This window comes from Allobranchiibius huperziae (genome assembly GCF_013410455.1).
GTDB classification, from domain to species: Bacteria; Actinomycetota; Actinomycetes; order Actinomycetales; family Dermatophilaceae; genus Allobranchiibius; species Allobranchiibius huperziae.
The window spans coordinates 1,996,022-2,019,719 of the sequence record NZ_JACCFW010000001.1; the positions used below are offsets into that span (position 1 = coordinate 1,996,022).

Sequence of the window (23,698 nt, forward strand, 5' to 3'; positions counted from 1 at the left end):
CGAACGGGCCTGCATCACGAACCGCCCGGGACGCGCGACTGGTCCATGCGCGCGTCGAACCCGGTGTCCGGATCGAGGGCACGCCCGTCGGCCCACCAGTTCTCCGACGGCGACGGCACCACGTTGAGGTAGATGTCGCGAGTCTGCAGACCGGCCAGCTCCTGCAGATTGGCGACCACGGACGTGTACAACGCGTTGAGCACAGCAGCCGGGCGCTGCGAGAAGTAGAACTGGATGAAGACGGCCTCGCGGCGGCGTTCCAGCCCGAACGCGACGGGCGCGGAGATGAGGTTGGCGTCGTCCAGCTCATGGAAGACGTGGTACCGGTCGTCCTCCGGGATGCCGAGCACCTCGACGAGCGAACGGTGGATGGACTCGGAGATGGCTTGTCGGTGCTCGACAGGGCTTCCGGTCCGCAGATAGATCTTGGTCATCGGCATGCTGCACTCCTGGTGCTCGTAGAGTCCTCCGTGCTGTTACGACTCCAGTCAACGCCGGATCCAGGCATGCACAAGCGATGATTCCGCAGCCCCCACATGCGCATCGCGCATGTCAGATGTACCGACGTATCGCCTAGGAGACCGGCAGGTCGGCCGCAGCGTCTCGCAGCGCCCTGACCACATGCTCGGTCGCAGCAGAGATGTCACCAGGTTGCCGCGCGACGATCGCACGCCGGAGCACCGGCGTCCCTCCGACGACGCGCACCAGCCGCACGTCGGGGGGCACCAACGCGGCAAGCGTCGGAGGCACCGTCGTCACTCCCCAGCCCTGGCCGACGAGCTGCAACTTGGCGAGCCAGTCGTGCACGACGTGCGTGATCCGCGGGGAACTCGGCAGCGCGGGCCACACCCCGAACACCGGGTCGGTGCCAGATCTCGGGGACGAGATCCAGCACGCCGCCTCCAGCTGTTCGAGCGTCACCTCACCGACGCGTGCGGCGTCGCTGTCGGCGGCGACGGCCACCATCAACTCGCCCTCCAGCAGCACGTCGATCTCAAGCTGAGGCATCAGGTCATCGAGAGCCGCGTACGGGGGCAGCGACGCGATCAGAGCCACCTCGATCGTCCCGGAGCGCAGGCTCCGCGTCAGAGCACGACTCGTAGCGTCGCGGGTCACGACCTCGATCGCAGGATGCTCGTCGCGCAGCACCGCCAGCACTCGCGGCACCAGGGCAGCGCCCACACTGTGATTCACCCCGAGCCGCACGATGCCCTGGACCGGCTCGGTGCCGTGGATCACCCGTTCGGCGCGATCGATCGCGTCGAGGGCACCCGATGCGGCCCGCAGCATGATCCATCCCTGCGGGGTCAACGTCGCGCCGCCCGGATGCCGATCGAACAGCCGTGTACCGACCGACTGTTCGAGAGCTGCGACCTGGCGAGAGACCGCGGACTGGGTGAAGTGCAGCGAGCCGGCGGCGGCGGTGAACGAGCCGGTCTCCGCGATGACCCGCATCAGCCGGAGCGTGGCGGAGCTCCATTCCATGCATTCGGAGCATAGTCAGACCATCCCTGGTGCCCTCAACGCATGGCAGTGTCGCTGCGAGCTTCGCGGCCAGAAAGGCGCGCACCCTCGTTCTGGGAGATGGGTCCTATTACCGACCATTCGGGTATTTCCTTATTCCTGAGCTCCGCCGACGCCGTGGACAAAGGGCCACCACGAACGTCCCTCGATTCGCACGGCCACCCCGTGCGGAATCAGAAAGACAGTCCTCGGACAATTCGAGAGATCTATTCGCGCTTCGATGAATTCTCGGTGTGGGTGATCGCTTCGTACGGCGCCAACTGCGAACGGACGTCGCGGGGCACCCGCACGCCCCTCGTCTGCAGGTTGGCGACGAACCGCTCGGCGAGCGGGTGCACGTGCGACGGGGACACGGCGACCAGCTGCCGCACCCAGCGAGGCGAGAAGGATCGAACCGTCCCGGGCAGCCCGGCGCTCACCGCACTGACCGGCGTCACCGCGACGCCCAAGCCGGCAGCTGCCAACTGAGGGGCCGCCGAGGTGACGGACGTCCGCATGACGATCTCCGGGCGGACACCGGCCTCGGTGGACGAGCGATCCAGCCAGGCACTCAGACCGTTGTCGGTGGCGAAATGGACCAGGGCCACGGATTCCAGATCCTCCAGTCGCACCGCGGACTGCTGCGCGAAGGGATGCGAGGTCGCTGCGGTCAGGACGATCTCCTCCTTCGCGATCGGCGTACTCGTGTACTTCGGCGACACGGGCCCTGGAACGAGCAGTACGTCGACCTGATCGGTGTCGATGAGCGCCAACATCTCGTCGGGATCTGCCGACTCGCGAAGACTGATGCTCACCTTCGGGCGCCGCCGGTGCCAGTCGCGGATGACGGGAGCCACGACCGACACGGTGAGGCTCTGCGCGCACGCCAGGCGAAGCGACCCTCCGGCGGCGTCCGCAGCGGCGCGAGCAGAGCGAACGGCCGAGGTAGCCGCGTCGATCGCACGACGCGCGTCGGCGACCGCAGCGCGGCCCGCCGGCGTGAGCTTGACCCCGCGGGGCTCTCGACGCAGCAGAGGCGTGCGCGCCTCACGTTCCAGCGTCGCAAGTTGGTGGGACACCGCCGGCTGGGAGGAGTGCAACACGTGCGCCGCCAGCGTGATGGACCCCGAATCAGCAACTGCGACCAAACATTCGAGCGCGCGCAGAGAAACCATTGATATAGGTTATCCCCGTTCCACTAATGACGAACGTCGCTTCGAATTCGACCGATGGCGGACGATCGCGAATATTGGGGCATTACTCGTTCGATGATTTGAGTCCGCGGACAGCGACCGGCCCGTCGGCGATCATCGCGGGAGGCTCTCGGCCGCATCGGCCGGAGCGGGCGGCCCGGGTGTCAGTAGTGAATCGACCCCAGCTGTCCCCCGCCGACCGCGACGGCGTCACCGGTGATCGCCACGCTCAGCGGAGAACAGAGGAAGGTCACCACATGGGCGACCTCGACAGGCTCCACCAAGCGTCCGGTGATGACGTCCTGTGCCAGATTCTTCGCCATCTCGGGCTCGGTGATACCGCGGTCCGAAGCGCCGGCACGGATCATCTCGTGCACGCCGTCGGTCAGCGTCAACCCGGGATGCACCACGGTCACGTTGACGCCGTGCGGGCCGAGCTCATCGGCCAGGTTCTTCGACATCGCGACCACTGAGACGTTGCGGATCGCGCCGAACATCGAGCCGGTACGGCGCAGGTTCAGGCCGCTGATGTTGATCACGCGACCCCACCCTCGGTCGATCATCTGAGGTGCGACCGCCCGGGCACATCGCAGGTACCCGAGCACCTTGGTCTCCATCTCGGTGCGAAGGGCGTCGTCATCCAGGTCCTGGAAACCGGTAGGGGGACCGCCGGCGGCCTTGGCGGCAGCGTTGACCAGGATGTCCACCCCGCCGAGGTCTTCGGTGACCTTCGCGACCGCCGCGTCGACCTCGTCGTCGCGCGACGTGTCCGCGCTGACCGCGATCGCGTCGTACCCGCGAGAGCGAAGCGTCGAGGCGGCGCGTTCCACGGTCTCTGCATCCCGGGCCAGGAGCGCGACTCGCGCACCCTCGTCGCAGAGTTCGCTCGCGATGGCGAACCCCAGTCCGCGGCTGCCCCCTGTCACCAGGGCCCTCTTTCCTTGCAGTTGCAGGTCCACGTTCGTTCTCCTTCTCTGGTAGGTCGCACCTGACAGCGTCATGCCCTCATCCGCTGTGACGTTCAGAACTCGTCGGCCGTGGCGAACCGATAGAGGACGAGGCCGCCGGAGTCCGCCACGATGGCGTTCAGGAGATAGCCGAACGCTTCGTCGGTGGCCGCACGATCCAGTGGGCCGCCGTTCACGGCGCGGAAGCCGATGTCGGAGCTCAGCTGCTCGACAACCGGTCGGGCATCCTCGTCCCCCACCCAGATGTTGCTCGGTCGGGACGAGGCGCCGGATGCCTTCTCGTAGAGGTCTCCGTAGTTCAGGTTGAACGCCTTGGCCACCGGGCCGCCGGTCGTCGCCTTCACGTATTCCGCGATGGAGGAGTGCCCGATGGGCGGCTCCTCGCCGTCGAGGCGATTGGTGGCGTCGATGATGACCTTGCCCTGCAGCCCGGACACCGCCGCGAGGGCGGCCGGCACCTGCAGGTTGGGGACGGCGAGCAGGACGACGTCCGCATCGCCGGCGTCTCCGCCGTCGTGGCCGAGCTCGATCACCTCGTGCCCGGCCGACTGCCAGAGCCGGGCGAGGGTGCCTCCGATGGTGCCTCTGCCGATGGTCGTGATCTTCATGTCTCCACTCCTTCATCTGATGACGGTGCCGCTGTGGCGGCGAGAATCTCCGGCGCCGCTGCCGGTGCTAGCTGTGCGCGACCGACTCCCGCAGGACGTCGAGCGCGATCTCGTGGGGCACGACCGGTTCGTACCCCAGGTCCGATACGGCCTTGCCGGTGCGCAGGGTGCAGGTCTGGCCGAGGAACCATCGAGCGGGGACGGGGATGGACTGCTCCGCTTCGGCTGAGGTGATGTCGGGGATCTCGGTGTCGACGCCGTAGATCGAGAAGAGTTGCCCGAGGAACTCGCGCAGCACGACGCGGTGCCGGTCCGTGACGAAGTAGGCCTCACCCGGAGTGCCGCGCTGCCATCCGAGGACGAGGCCCTCGACGGCGTTGTCGACGTATGTGACGTCCGTGGTGTGGCGCCCTCCGTCGATCCAAGCGAACTCCCCCGCCTTCGCGGCGGCCACCAGGCCGTCGATCAGGATGCTGTGCGGTCCCCACACGAACCGGGGACGCACGGACACCGTGGCCATGGTGGTGCTGTTCGCGTCGAGGACCAGCTGCTCGGCCTCGGCCTTCGTCGCGGAGTACGCCGCGTCGGAGTCGGGACGCAAAGGAGCCGACTCGTCGACGTCGATGAGCGGGGCGCCGGCGAGCAGCGCGGCTTCGGTCCCGCAGTGGACGAACCGCGGCACGCCCGCGTGGACGGCGGCTTCGAGAGCGGCGCGCGTGCCATGCACGGTCACGCGCTCGTGGTCGGCACGGTCGGCGTCGACGTCGGTCTGAGCAGCCAGATGGAAGAAGACGTCGCTGTCCTCGACCTCATGGCGCCACATCGTGGAGTCGCTCACGTCGCCGCGTACGGCCTTCGCCCCGGGCGATTCGACCCGCTCTGCGGATGAGTCGCTGCGGACGAGGGCCCGTACGTCGAGCCCGGCATCGACGAGTCTTCGCACCAGCACCTGGCCGATGAACCCTGAACCGCCCGTCACGAATGCCTGTGCCATGAGTCGTCCTTGCCTCGGATCTGGGATCGTGCGATGTCCCTAGGTCCAACGAGCAGGATCGGACGCCGCTTCCCGTCGCCGCCTCGATAGATCGACGGGTGGCGATAACTTTCATGGATGGCAGAGCGCGCGTGGAGGTCGGAGCCGGGTGCCCACGCGCCCCCGACAGCCGCGGATCGCACCGACACGGTCGCTGGTCAGCTACTCGAGATTGGCGTGGCGGCGCTGCATCGCGACTCGAGCTGAGGCATCGTCGCTTTCGAGGGCCAGGGCGACCGTGTCCAGCATGATCAGGGCGGTCTGTTCGAAGAGGCTGCCGCCGAACTGACGGCTCGTGGCGGCTGGGACCGTGACGACGATGTCCCCGAGTGCCGCCAACTCGCTGGACGCCGAGCAGGTGACGACGGCCAGTACAGCCTGCCGCTCTTTGATGGCCCGGGCATGAGCGATGCTGGTCGTGGTGCGACCTGATGCCGACAGGATCAGCGCGCCGTCACCACCTCTAATCGCCGGCGTAGTGGTGTCACCGATGACGTGGACCGCTCGTCCCAGATGCATGAGCCGCATTGCGGTCATCCTGGCCACCAGGCCGGATCTGCCCTGTCCGCCGCAGAACCACGTGTCGGTCGAGCGGAACTGATCGACCAACCGATCGATCTGGCCGGGGTCGATCTCCCTCAGGGCGGTGCCCACCTCGTTGAGGACGAGGTCACGTCTGTCCGCGAAAGCGCTCACAGCACCGAGTCTGCGACGTTGCCGGTCACCAGGCCCCGTCCGACCACGACATGCCGAGCGCCTGCGGCGGCGACCTGGTCGAAGTTGGCGAGTGTCACTCCCCCATCGACACCGGCGCGCAGGCCGTGGCGGCACGCGCTCCGGACCGTGGCGAGGCGGCGAAGGTCGGCCACATGGCCCGGTTGACCTGGTGGTGTGAGCATGACCAGGACACCGTCGATGGGCAGCCGACTGAGCCGAACCCAGTCGATGTGCGTCTCGGCGGTGTCCACGACGAGCCACACCCGCTGGGCACAACGACGGGCGTGCTCGACGAGTTCGGCGAGACCCGGCTGGCGGCTGCTGCACTGCAGGTCGATCTGGGCGACACGACGCGGCAGAGATGGCAGGTGAGCGGCGGGGTCGTCGACCATGAAATGCACGTCGAGGTGGTCGGGGTCGGACTCGGCGAGCTGATGCAACTCTCCCGGACCGACACCGCGTTGCCCGGCGTACGTGCCGCCGATGACGTCGATGTGCAGCGACAGCTCGTGCGCGAGCACCGTTGAGATGAGCAGGTCTCGGCGCTCGGGGGCCACGGCGATCAGGCTCGCGCTCAGGTGGACGTCGGCTGCGGCCGCTCTGTCGAGCAGCTCGCGGGACACGGCGATGGGGGGCGCCGGCAGGGGTGGTAGCGGCCGATGCTTCTCGCGCGCCGGTCCGCAGGCATCAGGGATGTTCACGAGTATCACCGCCGCGCCAGTTGCTGACGCTGAGATATCTGGCGTACGCGTCACGGCCGGTCACGCTGCGGGGTTCGAGGTCGGGTATCGGATCCGATGCCAGCTGGTTGCGCACCTCGGTGATCGAGCGCCCGGACCAGCAGGCGAGGGCTTGGAGAGCAGCACCGTCGGCGACGGGTTCGTGAGCCGGTGACACGTAGACCGTCCGACCGGTGAGGTCCGACAGCACCTGCCGGTAGGCCGGTGAGCGGCCGGCACCCCCGGTGACGATGGTGCGACCGCCGAGCGGCGCGCCGGCGGACTGCAGTGCTTCCTGACCTCGGAACAAGCCGAACACGACGCCCTCGACGGCGGCTCGGGCCAGGTCCTCGCGCGTGGTGGCGTTGCTGAGTCCGGTAAGCGTGCCGGTGGCGTGGGGAAGGTTGGGCTTGCGTTCACCATCGAGGTAGGGCACGAGAGTGGTGGCGTGTGCGCTGCCGGCCAGGGCGAGCCGTGCGAACTCGTCGTGGTCGACGCCCAGAAGTCGGGCGATGGTGTCGGTCACTTTGGCCGCGTTCAGAGTCGAGACGAGGGGGAGGTAGCCGCCGGCGGCGTCCGCTACTCCATCGACCATGCCGCTGCTGTCCCGAATCGGTTCGTCGGTCGTCGTGAAGACGACCCCGGAGGTGCCGAACACGTAGACGACGTCGCCGGTGCGTGCGCCGAGCCCCAGGGCGCTGGCGTGTTGGTCGCCGGCGCCCGGGCCGACGACGGTGTCTTGCCCCAGGCCCAGGGCGCGGCTCGCTTCCGCACTGATATGGCCGGCGGGTGTCTGTGGATCCAGGACGGTGGGCACTCGCGGCGTCCAGTCGACGTCGTCGTCGATCAGGGCGAGGATCGCGGTGTCGTAGCGGCCCGTGGACGCGTCGAAATATCCGGTGCCGCTGGCTTCGGATCGATCGCTGACCTTGCGTCCGGTGAGACGCCATGTGAGCCAGTCGTGAGGCAGCAGCACGGTAGCCAGTGCCGCGAAGTGAGCAGGTTCGTGGCGACGCAGCCACAGCAGCTTGGAGACGGTGAAGGCTGCGGTCGGGACCGAACCGGTACGGCGAGCCCACTCGGCGGGCGGTAGCTGTCGAAGGAGCCATGCCATCTCAGGAGCTGACGTGGTGTCGTTCCACAGCTTCGCCGGTCGGATCACCGCACCGTCGGCGTCCATCGCGACCAGTCCGTGGCATTGGGCGGCGACGCTGATCGCTTTCACGTCGCGATGGTGGACGCCGCTGTCAGCAACCGCGGCGTGAAATGCCTCGACGAGGGCATCCCACCAACGTCGCGGGTCATGTTCGCTGATCGGCGGATGCGTAGGGGGGTGAGGCGAACTTCCCGCACCGAGGGTGGCGAACGTGTCGGCGTCGTGCAGCACGACTTTCGTGGACTGGGTGGACGAGTCGACTCCGGCGACGACGGGCATGAGTCAGTCCTGGAATGCGGCCGCTGCTGCGCGCGCACCCTTGTCGACGAGCGTCGCGTAGGCCCCCTCGAAGGCGGACTTGAAGCGGTCGTCGGTTGCGAGCCGCCCGAAGAGTGAGGATTCGGCGATGAAGGCCGACGGGTCGGTGAGTTGCGCGGCGGCCAGTCGGGCGAGGAGATCGGCGCGGTGGTCCAGAATCGGCAAGACCTCGTCGGCGTCGGTACGTCCCTGGCAGGCGTGCGCCCAGGCGGCGCAGGCCAGTGAGCTGGCCACGATCGGTCCGCCCGTCCGCAGGTTGTCCTCGACGACCGGCAGCAGCCAGGTCGGAAGCCGGTCGCTGGAGTCGGTACGGATCCGGTCGAGGGTGTCGGCGATGGCCGCGTTCCGCCAGCGCGGGAGCAGGGCGTCTCGGAACGTCTCGGCGCCGAGGCCGGGAGCATCGGTCAGCGTCGGAAGGGCTTCCTCCAGATACGCCCCCAGGTAGGCGCCGATTGCCGGGTCGCCTGCCGCCTCGTGCGCGTACGTGTATCCGGCGAGCGCACCCAGGTGGCACAACGCTTGGTGACCGCCATTGGCCAGGCGCAGCTTCATCGTCTCCCAGGGCGACACGTCGTCCACGACCTGCACACCGGCACGTTCCCACGCCGGTCGGCCCAGGGTGAACGAGTCTTCGAGCACCCACTGAACGTACGGCTCGGTGACGACCGGCCACTCATCGTCGATGCCCAACGTTTCGACGGCAGCCCGATCTCCATCGGTGGTGACCGGGGTGATCCGATCAACCATCGAGTTGGGAAACCTGCCTTCGCCATCGATCCAGTCGGCCAGGTCCGGGTCGCGGCCTCGGGCGTAGCCGACCACGGCGGCGCGTGCGATCTGACCGTTGTGGGCGAGGTTGTCGCACGACATCACCGTGAAGGGGGCCTGCCCTCGCTCGTGCCGACGGCGCAGTGCTTCGACGATCAATCCGAACGCGGAAGGTACGAACGGCGACTGCCGTCCCGTCGGCCACCCGACGGCGGCATCGAGCGTCGCCGCTTTCTCGGCAAGATATGCGCGGGTCCGTGGATCGACCGGATAACCGCCCTCGGTGATGGTCAGAGAGACGGTCCTGGTCGTCGGGGCAGCCATCTTCTCCACCACCTCCTGAGGGCCGTCGGGGGCGAACAGGTACTCGGTGATGCTGCCGATCACCTGCGGCTTGAGAGAACCGTCGGGGTGCTTGATGACCAGCGTGTACAGACAACCCTGCCGGGACATGACGTCGCGGATGTGGTCGTCGGAAGGCAGCACGCCGACACCGCAGATCGACTCTCGACCGATGCCCATCTCCAGCAGGCGGTTCAGGTACATCGCCTGGTGGGCTCGATGGAATCCGCCGACGCCCACGTGCACGATCGAGGTCGTGAGGCTCGCACGGTCATAGGTCGGGATGGCGACTCCACGTCGCGCGATCTCCTGCAGCGAGTCCGGCTGGAGCTTCACCGCACGCTCGATGCGCTCAGTCATCGGAATCCTCTCTGGAGAGTGGGGGTTCATTCCCGGTACTGCACCGACCGCCGCCTGCGGACACGTTGGTGGCGGCGTTCGATGCGGCAGCGTAGGCTCCGAAATCTCACCTGAGCAACCGTTGCTCAGGTGAGCACCAACGGGAAGAGGGGATGGCTCGATGCCTGCCTCACCGGGACATCAGCGCACGCTGCTCGCCGAGGTGGCCCGTGCGTTCTACCTGCACGACCTGCCCAAGACCAAGATCGGCGAAGCGTTCGGCATCAGCAGGTTTCAGGTGGCACGACTGTTGGATCAGGCACGCGCAACGGGCGTCGTCACGATCGAGATTCACGACTCGCGAGCAGACGCGCACGGGTCCGAGACCGACCTCGCGTCCCTTCTGGGAGTCGACTCGGTGAAGGTCATCGAGCTCGCCGACACCTCCGCCGAGCAACGCATCGAGCAGTTCGGGGCGGCAGTGCTGACCGTGGCCGTTCAGACCATCCGGCCCCACACGACCGTCGGGTTGGCCTGGTCGCGCACGCTCGACCTCATCGCACCGTCCATGCCCGCGCTCCCGCCCTGCCACCTCGTCCAACTCACCGGGGCGGTCGAGACAGCGGGGGGAAGCCTCTTCGCCCGCATACTGACCCAGCTCGACCGGCAAGGGGGCGCCCGTACCTTCCCGCTGCACGCACCCCTCGTGGTCGATCGACGTGAGACCGCCGACGACCTCCGACGACAGCCCGTGGTCGCGGAGACCTTGGCCATGGCGGACGCGCTCGACCTGGCGGTGGTCGCTATCGGCGGTTGGACGGCGGGCGAGTCAGCCGTCTACGAGAACATCCCGTCGGCGCTGCGCGCACAGTGCGCCGCCGCCGGGGTTATCAGTGAGTTCTCCGGGATCCTGCTCAACGGAGAGGGTCACGCCGTACCGACGCCGCTGGACGGGCGCGTCATGGCGATTCGCCTGCCGCAGCTGCGGGCAGCCAAACAGGTGATCGGCTTCGCACACGGCGCCGGACGCGCCGCGGCGGTGCGCGCAGCAGCGCGTAGCCGAACCTTCACCGACCTCATCATCGATCGGTCTCTGGCCTCAGCGCTCCTCGCCGCCAACGACATTCCGACCCATGCAGATCCCTAGCGAGTCGGGTGCGACGAAGCGATCCGTCGACCGCATCACGCCGGTCGCGCGCCGCCGCACCTGAAGGCGATCGGGCCGCAGTGTTCACCGCCGGCCTGACCATGGCGCAACGAACCGATGTGCAGCGGGCTGCTGATGATGCGTCCGGTGATCGCCGACCCAGCACAGCGCCGCCCGGCGACGAGACCGCACCACGCTCGTCGAGTCGGACAACCGCATGAAGGTCGGTTCGTCTCTTGCCCCAATGCGGTGGTATCGCGGTCGCGCGACGATCGCCGGGTATCGCCCCCCAACAAACGACCATGAGGTGACGACGGTGCGATTCCCATCCAAGGCGCTCGGTGGCTGTGCGGCCACCCTGCTGGTGGCAGGTGTCCTGCTTCCCGCCGGCAGCGCGCGGGCTGCAACGACAACGACTTCGACCATCAACTGGAAGGCCTGCACGGAGAGCACCGAGAGCGGGCTGCACTGCGCAGCCGTGCAGGTGCCATTGGACTACAACCAGCCGAACGGACCCCAGATCAAGATCGCGGTCGTGGCTCACCCGGCCACTGATCCCGCGCAGCGCAAGGGTTCACTGTTCTGGAACCCGGGCGGCCCAGGCGGATCCGGGACACAAACGCTCAAGGCAGCACTGCCGGACTTCACCGGCTACGAGCAGGCCCACTTCGACATCATCAGCTTCGACCCGCGCGGGATCCAGGAGAGCGATGGTCTGAAGTGCTACGACAGCCCGGCGCAGGAGCAAGCGGCATTGGCTGACGTCCCGGCCGGACTTTTCCCCTCCAACCCGGCACAGGAACGCGCCGAGATCAATGCCTGGACCCGGTTCGACAAGGCCTGCGCCACGCACGGCGGCCCGATCCAGAACCATATGGGCACCGCCGACGTGGCTCGAGACATGGACCGGATCCGCGCAGCGATCGGCGATCGGCAGATCACCTTCGACGGGACCTCCTACGGCACCTACCTCGGAGTCACTTACGCCAACCTGTTCCCCTCCCGTGTGGCGGCGATGGTGCTCGACGGCAACGTCGACCCGAACGCCTGGAACGATGCCCGCACAGGTACACAGATCAGCACCTTCGACAGGCTCAACTCGCCACTCGGATCCGAACTGGGCTTCCGAACCTTCATCCGCGACTGCGCCGAAGCCGGTACGGACAAGTGCGCGTTCGCCGCAGGCAGCGACGTGGCAACGCTCGCGAAGTGGCGCACCCTGAAGAAGCGCCTCGCAACGCAGACCGTCACCGTCGCCGGACAATCGTTCGACGCAGCCTTCCTGACCACGTACACCGCCGCCGAGTTGGAGAGCGTGCAGCCCTCAAGCCTGGGTATGCCCGGCTGGGCGGGCCTGGCCCAGGTGTTGCAAGCGGTCTGGTCGGGCTCACTGCCCGGCTCCGACCACCACGTCGCGGCGCCACAGTTGCGCGGTGAGGTTCGCCCTGCGCAGCACTCGGCACTCGCTGCGGCCATGATGGGCACGGGCGCGGCAGTGGGACTCGCCGCCGATGTCCCGCAAGGAGCCGAGGGCACGGACGGCGTCCTGTGCGGGGAAACCCCGAACCCGCGCGATCCGTACAGCTACCAGCCGCAAGCCGCCCTCTACAACCGGGCCGAATCACCCGACGGATTCGGATCGACCTGGACCTGGGAAGCCGGTGCGTGCCCGAATTGGCAGGCCCGTGACCAAGACGAGTACCGCGGGCCGTGGAACCGCCTACCGGCCAGCAAGTACCTGATCATCGGCACCCTCGCGGACTCCAACACCGCGTACACCTCATCGCTGGCGATGGCCGGCGAAGTCGGCGGCGCAAGACTCCTCACCGAAACCGGTGGCGGTCACACGTCATTCCTGAACCAGAGCACCTGCGTGAACAACGCGATCGACGCCTTCGTCGGACGAGGACAGCTCCCGCCCGTGGGCACGGTCTGCAACCAGGACGAACCGCCGTTCTGACCGACCTCCGCTGACACGCACCGACGAGAACGGACTGCAGAGTTCGACGAAGAAGCCCCTGACCTGGCGTTTCCGCAGGTCAGGGGCCGTTTCGTACTGGTGGGCGATACTGGGATCGAATCCGATTTCAAAGGACGCGCCGCGAGGCAGCTCATCAGCAGAAAACCGCCCTGCCCTGCAGCTTTGGGCAAATCGTGTTGTGGCACGAGATGACAGACGCGGGCTGAATTACACTCTGATCCGATGCATATCCGATGCAGCAAAGGTGATGATGACCGGACGCAAGCGTGGTTTTGGTCAGATCAGCAAACAGCGGAGCGGGCGGCTCCAGGCCCGCTACACCGGTCCTGATCTGCAGCTCCACACCGCCCCACACACCTTCGCGCTCCGCCTCGACGCGGAAGCTTGGCTCGCCGATGAACGCCGCTCGATCGTTGCCGACACCTGGACACCACCGGCCAATCGTCGGCTTGCGCAACTCGGTCCCGTGATCTTCGCAACGTATGCCCGTGCGTGGCTCATCGAACGCGATCTCAAGCCTCGCACCCGAGCGCACTACACGTCGCTCCTGCAGGTGCAGCTGCAGCCGCTCGCCAACACTCCGCTGACTGCGATCACTCCCCCGTTAGTTCGGCATTGGTACAGCACTCTGGACCCCACGCGGCCAACTTTGCGCAGCCACGCATACGGCCTTCTACGCACGATCCTCAACACCGCTGTGCAAGACGAGGAGATCGCGGCCAACCCCTGCCACATCCGCGGCGCAGGGTCAGCACGACGGGTCAAACAGATCACACCAGCGACGCTTAACGAGCTAGAGGCCATCGCGCTAGCCATGCCGGAGCACTATCGCCCACTGGTGCTTCTTGCAGCTTGGACCGGGCTTCGGTTCGGCGAGATCACCGAGCTCCGCCGCAAGGACATCGATGTTCCCAACGGCACCCTGCACGTGCGGCGCGGAGTGGTCCGCTCTGCCGGACGGACGATTGTCGGAAGCCCTAAGAGCGCTGCCGGCGTCCGGGACGTCGCCATCCCTCCTCATCTCTTGCCCATGCTCGACGCACATCTGATGAGAATGGCGCCTGGCAGGGACAGGCTCGTGTTCCCGGCCGCTGACGGCAAGTCACACCTTGCACCGAGCACGCTCTATCGCGTCTTCTATCCGGCGCGACAGGCTGCAGGTCGCACGGATCTGCGCTGGCACGATCTTCGGCACACAGGAGCGGTGCTGGCGGCCTAGACTGGGGCGACACTCGCAGAGCTCATGGCCCGGCTCGGTCACTCGACCCCGCATGCGGCCCTCAGATACCAACACGCAGCACACGGGAGAGACGCCCAGATCGCTATTGCACTCAGCCGAATTGCGTCGGAAGCAGCAGATGAGTCCATGTGGCGACAGATACGACCGGACGTGTCTCCGTGACTATCCGTGGCCTCATCTCCCATACGACCCGACGAACACAAGCCCCACAGGCTCATCGACGAGACGGCCACCGAGAAGTTCTGCCTCGTCCTGGTCGCGGCAGAAGGTCGCTTCGTCGCCAAAGAGGACATGGCAGCCTGCCTGAAGAAGTCTTCGCCAGCCCTAGCTGAGACCGCCGTATCGCCGCGCTGCAGCGGGAAGTGTAGCGGCGCGGAACGACCATGGATTAGAAGTTCATCTCGATGTCAGTCCAGATCGAGTCACTGGTGATCGGCGTAACGGTGCCGGCCTGGTGCACGGCGTCCTGGATGAGCTCGACGATGCTGTCGACTGTGGCGCGCGGCCCTTCGCTAGCGATGACGGTGCCCTCTACGTTCTCGTACCCGAGCACCCGCTGGTGATCCCAGGCGGTGAAATCGGACGTCAGATGGTCGTCAAACCGGAAAATTGAGGTCCCGGGAACAACCCCGATACGAAGGCTGTAATCGCCTGTAGCGCCGAAGAGGGGCTGAGTGGCGCGTAGAAGAGCGAGCAAATCGAGTCCCACCTGCTCAATGTCGCGGACGGCTACGTCAGTGCCGCTGCCACTCACGCCCGATCTCATAAATCCTCCGTCTGTTCGGTGGACCCCTACCGCGAGGGTGCCGTCGCCGTGAATCTCCACCCGCCCTTGTGCGTTCATGGCTCGCGGTGTTTGACGGTAGTAGCGCTGCAGTCCACGGCGCATATCTTCGCCGCGAGTGACGTCGATCGAACTAATGCCTCCCCTTACACCCCTGTTGCGAAGCGCGGGCTCACAGTTGGTCAACACACGCCAAGCTGCCCCGATGCTGAGCCGGCGGGGCTGCGCGTGGGGCCGCTCAGGTTGCAACACCCCCAACACCCACTGGTCCTGGGCTCCCTGGGTGCACGCGACTGACAGAGATTTCCACGTCTGCGCCATGTTCTTCTCGCGCTGACGACGACCCTCTTGCCGCTCTCGATAGGCGTTTGCGAGCTGCCTTTCGCTCATCCAGTGCGTGTCGGGCCCGTTGCGCCAGGGAGCCATGAACCAGTCCGAGCTCGCAGGGCCCCCCTTGGGTGGGTGAATCAGGTGTGGGGTGTCAGGACTGTCATGAACTATCGCAAGCAACACGCGATCGCCTGAGCTGGGGTCGATGAGTTCGACCAGTGCGAGACCGCTGATTGCCGGGTAGATGAGGTTGCCGGCCACCTGCCGGATGGTCTTGGTGATGGTGTCGTTGATGGGTCCAACGGACACCACGCTCGCCGCCGTTGACACGTCGGAGCCCCTGACCTCATCGACTCCGTACACAATGAGACCGCCCCCGCTGTTAGCCATCGCAGCGAGATCCTTGGCTAGTTCCAGCTGCTGGGCTTGTTTGCCCACTGGGTCCACAGCCTTGAGTGGCAGTTCCTTCTTCCAATCCAGCTGCGTTGACTCAGCAACCTTCTGGGCGCAGGCTTCCGCGACCAGTTGGAAGGTCAGATCGGAGTCTGAGACGCCGAGCGCCGCGTGCAGTGGAGTCCAGGGCATAGCTCAACCTAGATGTCATTGACTTCCTCCACGCCCTGGCCACCACCAGCGTGGAGGTCCTGGACGCAGACGCTGCGGGTCTGATGCTGGCCGACCAGCGCGGCCAGTTGCACCGTAAGCAGTCGAGAGCGTGACCAACCCCAACAACGCCGATGGGCGCAGGGCCGCACACGCGTGTGCGGCACGCGCGCCCCAGTCGTGTCCAACCGAAGTGACGTCGCGTAGTTCAAGGTGCGCCATCAAATCCAGGACATCACTGGCGAGGGCGGCCACCTGTCCTGACTGAGCGTCGCGCGTCAGAGCGCGGGTGCCACCAACCCCCCAACTCGACGAAGAAATGCAGGTGGTAGTTCTGGCGTGTTCCCAGTTGCGACCCAGGGACCTGGTCACTCGTAGCCTGGACCCCCCGGGCACCGGACAGGCCCGACGACACAGCACCGAAGGCTTCGCGTCATCGTTACCAACCGGCGAAGTCTCTGAAGATGGAGTGCCGGAGACACGATTCGTGGGGCGGGCGCTGCGAGATCAGGACCGGGTCAGTGAGGCGAACACCACGGTGTTGGATTCGTAGTGGTGAGTGGTGGTGTTGAACCGGCCCCCGCAGGTGATCAATCGCAGGCCGGCGTAGTCGATGGGGCCGTACACGGCCTGGGAGGGAAACTGATCTTTGAGGTAGCTATCGACTGCATCGACGCGGAAGTACGCCAGGCTTCCATCGGCGCGGGTGACCTCTATTCTCTGGCCCGGGCGCAGAGCACCCAGTTTGTAGAACACCCCGGGGCCGGAGGTGGAGTCGACGTGGCCGAGAATCACAGCCGGGCCGAGCGCACCGGGTGTCGGTCCGAGGCGGTACCACGCCGCCTCGGCTGCGGTGGTGGGAACTTCGATCGTCTGGTTTGTGTTCAGCCCCACCGTCAGCAGGTGGGACTTGATGCCGACCGAGGGCACGCGTATCGACACCGGTGCCGAAGCGCTCAGATGGAAGGCCGATGGTGCGGCTGCCGAGGTGGCCGGCTTCTTGCCCGCCGCCTTCGTGGCAGGAGCAGCGGGGATCGTCACGGCCTGCTGGACCGGGCTCGCCATGGCTGCAGGAATGGTGCCTAGGTCGCCGGCAGCAGGCGGGGCTGGAGACATCGTCAGGTAGCGACCGATCAGGCCGACGGCAATCACGGCCAGCATCACGCTCAACACCAACGGGACATGCCGTTGCGCGCGTCGTCCTCGAGGTTCCTGGACCGTCCACAACGGGTGGCATCCAGCGACGCGCCTCGTCCGCCCGTTCCGTCGTCCTACGGGTTCCTGGAACAACGGGTGGCATCCGGCGACACGCTTCATGTACTCAACTCTTCTTCGCGAACCGCCCTGACACGTCCGCGGACGTGTCTCGAACGGTCAAACCCGGCCGGTTACTGAATCTCGTGCATCAACAACGCATTCCGGTGCTTCGCATCTGTCGCACCGGTACGCGCAACATCCCTATCGTACGTCGGCGAGGCGGTCCGCCACCCGTGCTCGGAAAGCGCCCTGCAGATCGACTCGACACCCCACCGGGCTCACACCTGTGGCGTAGGTAACGACGGAGCCCACGATCAGCCCGTGGCTGGTCGAGCTTGGCGGCGAGGAAAGCCGATACCGCTCAAAGCTCTCGTCGGCCCTCACGAAGTCAGCGTTCTCCCGCCGCAACCGGCGTACTTCCTGCGTTTTCCGCCGTCGTGGTCCCGTCCCGAGCGCCGGCACCGGTCTGCGCCTGACGCACCCACGTGCGCTGCATTTCTGCGGCAGTGACCCCGAGCAACGGCGCGATGCGCTGCATGACCGCCCACTGCGACTCGCTCGATAGTCGTCCCGCGACCGTCTGGACCGCTCGAACCGTCAACCCGGCCGAACACCGCCTCGAGGTGCCCCTGGATCGTGGTTGGCACCAGGCGGATATCGACGATCGCTGGTCGGGGTTGAAATTGGGACCGGGCCGAAGGCATGTGCTCGCCGGCGCGGGTCGCGGCGCGCCTGGATCGGCACCGGCCGGTCGTGCCGCGAGACCGCCCGCACACCGCCCAACGTACGAGGGCGTGTCCGCCCAGGCTGCTCCCCCCGCGATGCGGGCCGTGGGCACCTCTGGGCGGCTGTCGATGACCAGGCAAAGCCCCGCGTCCGCCCCACCCGCAGAGCGTGTCTTCTCCAGATTTACGGAGCGACAACCTCGGTTGTATCCAAACGGCGCGCAGCGACGTAGCGTGTCTAGCAGAGCGACGGCAAGTGCTGCACAAGGGGTTTTGGGGTTGAATCTCGACCCGTTCGATCCGGCTCTCGGGTGTGCCCCGCTCACGATCCTCCACGTCCGCATCCGAAAGGTTTCACCATGGCTGGTAGTAATCGTCGCAATTTCCTCAAGAGTGCCTCCCTGGGGGCGGTCGGGGTAGCGGCGGTCGCTGCCCCGGAATTGCTGTTCGGTGGGGCGGCGCAGGCGGGCACCCCCGCCTTGGAGACGCCCATCCCCGCGAAGGGGGTGAACGGACCGATCGTGGTGTTCCTGCGCGACGCCGGCAGTGGAGAGTTCACCGTGATGCACGGTGAACGGTCTTCAACATTTGTCGACAAGGGGCTCGCCGCGCGCCTGACTCATGAGGTACCCAAGGCCTGAGCTGGCAGCTCGACTGTTTTCACTCCTGCCGCACCTGGCGGGCACAGACACCCATTTCTGGTTTGGCGCGAACGCGCCGGACTTACTTTGCCGATAAAGAGGTAGTTCATGTCGTCTCACAAGGAAGCCCCGTCGATCAGCAACGATGCGGCCGCGGACAACACCGACGTTTATGTCTTCGTCAGCCCAGACAATCCGGACACCGTCACGATGATCGCCAACTTCGTGCCGTTCGAGGATCCGGCCGGTGGGCCGAACTTCGATGAGTTCGGTGACGACGTGCTGTATGAGATCCACATCGACAACAACGGCGACGGCCTGGCCGAGATCGTCTACCAGTTCACGTTCAACACCGAATACACCATTCCGAACACGTTCTTGTACAACGTGGGGCCGATCGAGTCGCTGACCAGCAAGAACTGGAACAGGCGGCAGTACGTGTCCGTGAATCGGCGGGACGTCGCCGCCGGCAAGGACCTGCGCCTGGCAGACAAACTTCCCTGCCCGCCCTGCAACATCGGCCCCTTCTCCACCCCGGACTACGTGAAGCTGGCCAACGCGGCCATCCACCACCTCGACGGCGGTCGCACCCTGTTCGCAGGGCAGCGGGCCGAGGGGTTCTACGTCGACCTCGGAGCGATCTTCGACCTCGGTGATCTACGGCCGTTCCAGAACCTGCATGTGGGCTCGCAGATGCCGGCCGCCGGAGGCATCAGCGGCACGAACGCCAAGAACGTGCACTCCATCACCCTGCAAGTCCCCAAAACCGACCTGAGCGCGGGCGGGCACGCGCCGACCGATCCCACCAACCCCCGTTCCACGATCGGGGTGTGGGCCACCGCCAGCCGGCAGCAAACCCGCATGTACGACACGCAACGCCCAGGCACCACCATCAACACCGGGCCCTGGGTGCAGGTCTCCCGACAGGCGAACCCGCTGTTCAACGAGGTACTCATCCCCATCACCAAGAAAGACCTCTTCAATTCCCAGCAGCCCGGTAATGACAAGCAGTTCGCTCAATATGTCACCAGTCCCGAACTGGGCAAGCTGCTCCCCAACCTCTACCCCGGTGAGTTCCCCCACCTCGCGGCGTTGAACGCCTCCGGCAAGCCGCGGGCGGACCTGGCAGCCATCTTGCTCACTGGCATTCCGGCGGGGATCGTCCCCGGTTTCCAGAACAACACCGGCACGGTGATGGCCGATCAGCTACGACTGAACATGGCCATCCCGCCCACCACCAAATCGCCCAGCAACCTCGGCCTGATCGGGATGGATCCGGCCGGGTTCCCCAACGGGCGCCGCGTGTTCGACGACGTGACCACCATCGAGCTGCGCGCTATCGCCGGGGTGACCTACGCCCTGGTCGACAAATCCTTCACCCCCGACAAGGCAGCCGGGGCAATCACCCAAGGCCTGACCTCCTCCAACACCGACGTCCATGCCAAGAACACCCAGCACTACCTGCCCGGCTTCCCCTACCTGGGCACCCCGCACAACGGTCACGACAACCCCGCCAACAACGACCCGGCACCCTACCCGGGTACCAGTGCCGGCCCGACCGTGCCAATCGGTGGCCCCAGCACGGGTGCCGGCGGCACCAGCGGTGGGCGGGACACCGGGCTGCTCGTCGGGGGCGCCGTAGCGGCGGCAGGGGCCGCCGCCGCCGCCGTCGCACACCAACACCGCTCAGGCAACGACATCACACCCGAGACCCCGGCATGACCGCCGCCACGCTCGGCGTACCGAAATGGCGGGCCGGGTAGATGACCGAACAGCCCTACGGGCCGACGGACGCCGGCGCAGTGGTGCTCGACATCGGTGGGGACATCGGCGCCCTGGTCCTGCACACCACCCCTGAGCTCGTCGGCGCAGAGATCGAGGTCAGCCGCGTCGGGTCCGGAACCCCCCGCACACACACCGCGGTCCGGCAACGCCGCGACGGACCAAGCGTGCAGTACGCGGCAATCTTTGCCGCACTGCATGCCGGTGACTATGTCGTCCACGACCTCGATGGCACCCCCACCGACACCGTCACCATCATTGGTGGCCACGTCGCTACCCTCGACTGGTCCCAGCACTGACCCACCCACAACAGCCGCTCCGGGTGCCACCGCCGTCGCCGGGGTGAGGCCGCACCAACCCACCCAAGCTGTCCATGCCGGCGTCTCGAGCCGCGGCAGCGAGGACCAGCTCAGTCGTTGACCTAGTGCAGGCTCGCTGCAACGTTCGTAGGTGAGTTGGATGATGTGGCCTCACCGCCCCAGCCCTGGTGGTACTTCCTAAAGGAAGCGCTGGCCACAGTGGCCGACGAAGCTGGGCTGTCACTCATCTACCTGGCGCTCGGATTCGTTCTTGCCCACCCAGGGGTGGCCACCGCAATCTACTTGACGGGTGCCGCAATGCGGGCCTCACGGTTGTCCTTGCGACGAGCGGGGCCAAGTCTGATCTTGACTGGATGTTGCCCCGGATCGGCGCGCATGACGTAGTGATGGGCGCGATCACCTCCGATGACGTCGTTGCTTCCAAACCAGCACCGGACCTGCTGACCGCGGCGCTGAAGGAGCACAGGTTGGACTCGGCACGCACAGCCGTCGTCGGAGACACCGTGTGGGATGTAGAGGCAGCGCAACGGGCCGGATTGCCCTGCATCGCGCTGCTGTCTGGCGGGATTGCCGAGGCAAAGCTGCGTGACGCGGGCGCGATAGAGGTCTACGAAGATCCGGCCGACCTACTCGCCAAGCTGGAGTCATCCCTCCTAAGAACGCTGGTCCGGCGGGTCCCCCGTAACACGCGTCGATGATTGACCCACTACTGGCTGGCTCGTTGGTCGGACTCCGCCATTCTCAGCTGCTGCCGTCGGCCTTCCGGCCGGTCTGGGTCGTGGCTAGATGAGATCGAACGCGCACGGTGGGAGCGTTGGGGTCATGTAGCTGAGGGATCGCGGCAAGGTTGAAGGCCTTGATGACTCCGGGGCCAAAGATCAGGCAGTGGGTGGACCCACCGAACTGGAAGTACCCCAGCTCGTCGCCCTTGCCTACATGCTGACCGGGTGTCAGACCCGCGCCGATCACGCAGGAGGAGACCTCGTTCATTCCGACGGGCATGAACGCCACCAGGCCGATGGCCGGGTTGTCAGCTTGGATGAGAAAAATGGCCCGGGCGGCGACGTGCGCCTGGTAGCCCTGGGAGTTGCGTGGGTCCACAGCGTCGGCGCCTTCTGCGTCGGCTTCGGAGTAGTAGGTGCCCTGTTGGACCGAGGCGCGCACGATGGTGCCGGCAATGGGGCTGTGCCAGCGGTGGTAGTCCGTGGCGCTGAGGAACGCCTGGTAGACGGTCCCGCCGACGAACTGGTCCACGGCCTCATCGCCGGCGAGCATGTCGTGTAGGGAGTAGGGCTGGTTCTTGATCCAGAAGCGGTCGTTGCGCTGCACATCGGTCTTGATGCTGTACGGAGTGGACTCGCACGCATTGGCGATGATCGCGTCGTCGTCAGGCTCGGCAACGGGACGTTGCCCGTCTTTAAAAGTGCGGGTGAAGTAGTCGTTCCAGGATGCGAATCCCCAGTACGGGTCTTGCGGGTCGTGCTGGAACTGCTCGATGCCGACGGCCTTGCAGGCCTGCTCGCTCTTCCAACCGGTGGGGGTGTCGTTCAGGACGTAGCGGGACTCGTTGCTGCTGAGGAATTGGCACCACGCGTTCAGGATTTTCTGCAGCATGGCGTTGAGCTGGGGGTTGCGGTAGGCGGCGAACCCGGCGGTGGTGCCCATCGTCCAGTCCAGGATCCCGGCCAGTGGCAAGGTCACGGCCTGGTCCCCGAATTCCGGTGCCACCGTCAGCACCTCGTTGATCAGCAGCAGCATCTGATCGACGCTGGTCAGGTGCTGCCGGCTGTAGGACCTGCTGCGGGGCACCTCGGTAATCATCCGATCCAGGTACATCCGCACCACCGGGTCCCCAGCGATGAGTTCTTTGAACTCCACGATGACCGGGTGCAGCACTACCTGGTCGCCCTTGGCCTCAGCACGCTGCTGGTGACCCTTCAACCACTCCTCCAGAGCGTCTTGGTCAGGTAACCATCCAGCCCGGCGCCGAAGATCCGTATTCGGAGAGGTATCGCTCATCCGGCAACTTAAGCACCTTTCGAGACCGGCACCCTCACCGGTCTAGAACGCTGTCTGCGGTGACCCACGTGCAACGCGGCGCTCCCACTTCCCAGCTGGCGTGGGTACGAGTCACGGCGTGCATGGGCGAACCAGATCTCGCGCGCTATCGCGTGTCAGCAAGAGGCGGTGCGACCACCGTTGCCGATTCATCAGGGCCTGTGGTCACGTGTTCAGGCAGCCCCGATCTGGCGGCGGCGGCAGTTGCGTGATGAACCGGTCTTCAGTTTCCGGACCCGCTTCGGCGGACCAGCTTCCCTCATGCGCAACCCCGGCGACGGCCATCGGCGGGGTCATCGCCGCATCGGGCGCAAGAAGCGCCGCCCGGCCCGCACTAGGAAAACGACCCACAACACCACGGGGACTGGCTATGGTCGCGCCGGGCGCCACCGCACCCGTGAGCTGCTCCTCCAGGACGTCGTGACGAGACGGCCGCGAATGGTTGACACCTGCTGCTGACCCCCAGCGGCACCCATCTCTGTCGAAGGGGTTTCATGAATGAGATGAAGCCAGATAGCCACGGGAACAGCATCGCGGCTTGGACCGGAGTCGTAGTGATACTTCTGGGGTCCGTTTTGATCGGTTGTGGCGTGGCATTCGGTCGCCACGCTCTCGACATTGCAGGTGTGGTCGCCTGCGCCGTCGGGGCTGGCTCCGCAAACATCCTGAGTAGGGCAGGTTTTGGTGCGCCTCACCTGCAGCCACCACCACGGGCCAGCATTGGCGAAAGCAGGCGCCGGTCCTCGAGTTCTTGATAAGCGACCCCCTGGTGACAGCTGGGATTGTTCGACAACCCACAGGACGGTCGCCGTGGCGAGGACGCCACCCACGGGCACAATGACGGCGACGACCAGCAAGGCCACTCCCGGCATTCGCACATGGAGGTGCCAGGACTGAACGTTGTGAGCCCACCCCATCTGCTGAGCCGTCGTTGTAGCGTGACCGCAACGGCGTTACGCCGCATCACTTGTTGAGCTGCGACCCCCTGCGGGCGGGCTGTCGATGATGAGAGGTCTTGATGGCATCGAGACCCTAGAAGATTCCGACGTCGCAGCAGATCGCGCAGATCGGGCTCGCCGCAGGAATGATGTTCGCGGACGTAGGCCACTGGACGTTCGCGCGCAAACCGTTCCAGGCGCAGGTACCCAAGTGGTTCTTCTCGACAA

22 protein-coding genes are annotated in these 23,698 nt (G+C 66.2%); 8 read left to right on the forward strand and 14 right to left on the reverse strand.

The window, feature by feature from the left end; translation table 11 throughout:
• Positions 1 to 14: 14 nt before the first annotated feature.
• From HNR15_RS09425 to HNR15_RS09470, 10 genes are all read right to left on the reverse strand, one after another.
• Positions 15 to 440 carry a tautomerase family protein gene (locus tag HNR15_RS09425; protein WP_179481167.1) on the reverse strand — a complete coding sequence of 142 codons (426 nt, stop codon included), beginning with the start codon at positions 438 to 440 and terminating at the stop codon, positions 15 to 17.
• 133 nt (positions 441 to 573) lie between these two features.
• Positions 574 to 1,485: a LysR family transcriptional regulator gene (locus tag HNR15_RS09430; RefSeq protein ID WP_179481169.1), complete on the reverse strand. Its 912-nt coding sequence runs from the start codon at positions 1,483 to 1,485 to the stop codon at positions 574 to 576.
• Positions 1,486 to 1,730: 245 nt separating this feature from the next.
• Positions 1,731 to 2,678, reverse strand: coding sequence for a LysR family transcriptional regulator (locus HNR15_RS09435; RefSeq protein ID WP_179481171.1), 948 nt, complete (start codon positions 2,676 to 2,678; stop codon positions 1,731 to 1,733).
• A 182-nt stretch (positions 2,679 to 2,860) separates the two neighbouring features.
• Positions 2,861 to 3,655 carry an SDR family NAD(P)-dependent oxidoreductase gene (locus HNR15_RS09440; RefSeq protein WP_179481173.1) on the reverse strand — a complete coding sequence of 265 codons (795 nt, stop codon included), beginning with the start codon at positions 3,653 to 3,655 and terminating at the stop codon, positions 2,861 to 2,863.
• Positions 3,656 to 3,717: 62 nt separating this feature from the next.
• Positions 3,718 to 4,272, reverse strand: a complete 555-nt coding sequence (locus HNR15_RS09445) for an NADPH-dependent F420 reductase (protein ID WP_179481175.1) — start codon at positions 4,270 to 4,272, stop codon at positions 3,718 to 3,720.
• A 67-nt stretch (positions 4,273 to 4,339) separates the two neighbouring features.
• On the reverse strand, positions 4,340 to 5,266 hold the full coding sequence (locus HNR15_RS09450) for an NAD-dependent epimerase/dehydratase family protein (protein ID WP_179481177.1): 927 nt from the start codon (positions 5,264 to 5,266) through the stop codon (positions 4,340 to 4,342).
• Between the two features lie 201 nt (positions 5,267 to 5,467).
• Entirely contained in the window at positions 5,468 to 6,001 is a 534-nt protein-coding gene (locus HNR15_RS09455) for an SIS domain-containing protein (protein WP_179481179.1), read from the reverse strand.
• Positions 5,998 to 6,723: a beta/alpha barrel domain-containing protein gene (locus tag HNR15_RS09460; RefSeq protein WP_179481181.1), complete on the reverse strand. Its 726-nt coding sequence runs from the start codon at positions 6,721 to 6,723 to the stop codon at positions 5,998 to 6,000. Before HNR15_RS09460 ends, HNR15_RS09455 begins: the two co-directional genes overlap by 4 nt.
• Positions 6,710 to 8,176, reverse strand: a complete 1,467-nt coding sequence (gene xylB, locus HNR15_RS09465) for a xylulokinase (protein WP_179481183.1) — start codon at positions 8,174 to 8,176, stop codon at positions 6,710 to 6,712. The genes HNR15_RS09460 and xylB overlap by 14 nt, the downstream gene beginning before the upstream one ends.
• Before the next feature lie 3 nt (positions 8,177 to 8,179).
• The gene (locus HNR15_RS09470) at positions 8,180 to 9,685 is read right to left on the reverse strand and encodes a mannitol dehydrogenase family protein (protein ID WP_179481185.1); all 1,506 of its coding nucleotides are present in this window, start codon (positions 9,683 to 9,685) and stop codon (positions 8,180 to 8,182) included.
• 160 nt (positions 9,686 to 9,845) lie between these two features.
• Here HNR15_RS09470 and HNR15_RS09475 point away from each other — a divergent pair, with 160 nt between their 5' ends.
• The 3 genes from HNR15_RS09475 (at position 9,846) to HNR15_RS09485 (ending at position 14,011) form a co-directional block, all read left to right on the forward strand.
• Positions 9,846 to 10,811 carry a sugar-binding transcriptional regulator gene (locus tag HNR15_RS09475; RefSeq protein WP_179481187.1) on the forward strand — a complete coding sequence of 322 codons (966 nt, stop codon included), beginning with the start codon at positions 9,846 to 9,848 and terminating at the stop codon, positions 10,809 to 10,811.
• Between the two features lie 316 nt (positions 10,812 to 11,127).
• A complete protein-coding gene (locus tag HNR15_RS09480; RefSeq protein ID WP_179481189.1) occupies positions 11,128 to 12,771 on the forward strand; it encodes an alpha/beta fold hydrolase in 1,644 nt (547 codons plus the stop codon).
• A gap of 268 nt (positions 12,772 to 13,039) precedes the next feature.
• A complete protein-coding gene (locus HNR15_RS09485) occupies positions 13,040 to 14,011 on the forward strand; it encodes a tyrosine-type recombinase/integrase (protein WP_246306199.1) in 972 nt (323 codons plus the stop codon).
• A gap of 409 nt (positions 14,012 to 14,420) precedes the next feature.
• Here the strand turns inward: HNR15_RS09485 and HNR15_RS09490 are convergent, their stop codons facing one another.
• The 3 genes from HNR15_RS09490 to HNR15_RS09500 all read right to left on the reverse strand — a co-directional run bounded on the left by HNR15_RS09490 (position 14,421) and on the right by HNR15_RS09500 (position 16,910).
• On the reverse strand, positions 14,421 to 15,731 hold the full coding sequence (locus tag HNR15_RS09490; RefSeq protein WP_179481191.1) for an AlbA family DNA-binding domain-containing protein: 1,311 nt from the start codon (positions 15,729 to 15,731) through the stop codon (positions 14,421 to 14,423).
• Positions 15,732 to 15,746: 15 nt separating this feature from the next.
• The gene (locus HNR15_RS18980; RefSeq protein WP_425484528.1) at positions 15,747 to 16,169 is read right to left on the reverse strand and encodes an alpha/beta fold hydrolase; all 423 of its coding nucleotides are present in this window, start codon (positions 16,167 to 16,169) and stop codon (positions 15,747 to 15,749) included.
• A gap of 87 nt (positions 16,170 to 16,256) precedes the next feature.
• Positions 16,257 to 16,910 carry a class F sortase gene (locus HNR15_RS09500; protein ID WP_246306200.1) on the reverse strand — a complete coding sequence of 218 codons (654 nt, stop codon included), beginning with the start codon at positions 16,908 to 16,910 and terminating at the stop codon, positions 16,257 to 16,259.
• Between the two features lie 1,180 nt (positions 16,911 to 18,090).
• Here HNR15_RS09500 and HNR15_RS09505 point away from each other — a divergent pair.
• The 4 genes from HNR15_RS09505 (at position 18,091) to HNR15_RS09520 (ending at position 21,172) form a co-directional block, all read left to right on the forward strand.
• On the forward strand, positions 18,091 to 18,372 hold the full coding sequence (locus HNR15_RS09505; RefSeq protein ID WP_179481197.1) for a twin-arginine translocation signal domain-containing protein: 282 nt from the start codon (positions 18,091 to 18,093) through the stop codon (positions 18,370 to 18,372).
• A 108-nt stretch (positions 18,373 to 18,480) separates the two neighbouring features.
• Positions 18,481 to 20,094: a DUF4331 domain-containing protein gene (locus HNR15_RS09510; RefSeq protein ID WP_179481199.1), complete on the forward strand. Its 1,614-nt coding sequence runs from the start codon at positions 18,481 to 18,483 to the stop codon at positions 20,092 to 20,094.
• A gap of 41 nt (positions 20,095 to 20,135) precedes the next feature.
• The gene (locus HNR15_RS09515; protein ID WP_179481200.1) at positions 20,136 to 20,453 is read left to right on the forward strand and encodes a phospholipase; all 318 of its coding nucleotides are present in this window, start codon (positions 20,136 to 20,138) and stop codon (positions 20,451 to 20,453) included.
• A gap of 188 nt (positions 20,454 to 20,641) precedes the next feature.
• Positions 20,642 to 21,172 carry an HAD family hydrolase gene (locus HNR15_RS09520; RefSeq protein WP_343048484.1) on the forward strand — a complete coding sequence of 177 codons (531 nt, stop codon included), beginning with the start codon at positions 20,642 to 20,644 and terminating at the stop codon, positions 21,170 to 21,172.
• 43 nt (positions 21,173 to 21,215) lie between these two features.
• On the opposite strand, the gene HNR15_RS09525 is transcribed toward HNR15_RS09520, so the two are convergent.
• Positions 21,216 to 22,415: a phosphatidylserine decarboxylase family protein gene (locus tag HNR15_RS09525; protein ID WP_218883645.1), complete on the reverse strand. Its 1,200-nt coding sequence runs from the start codon at positions 22,413 to 22,415 to the stop codon at positions 21,216 to 21,218.
• Positions 22,416 to 23,035: 620 nt separating this feature from the next.
• Here HNR15_RS09525 and HNR15_RS18985 point away from each other — a divergent pair.
• Positions 23,036 to 23,287 (forward strand): HGxxPAAW family protein, encoded by a 252-nt coding sequence (locus tag HNR15_RS18985; protein WP_425484559.1) that lies wholly within the window; start codon positions 23,036 to 23,038, stop codon positions 23,285 to 23,287.
• Positions 23,288 to 23,698: the final 411 nt, after the last annotated feature.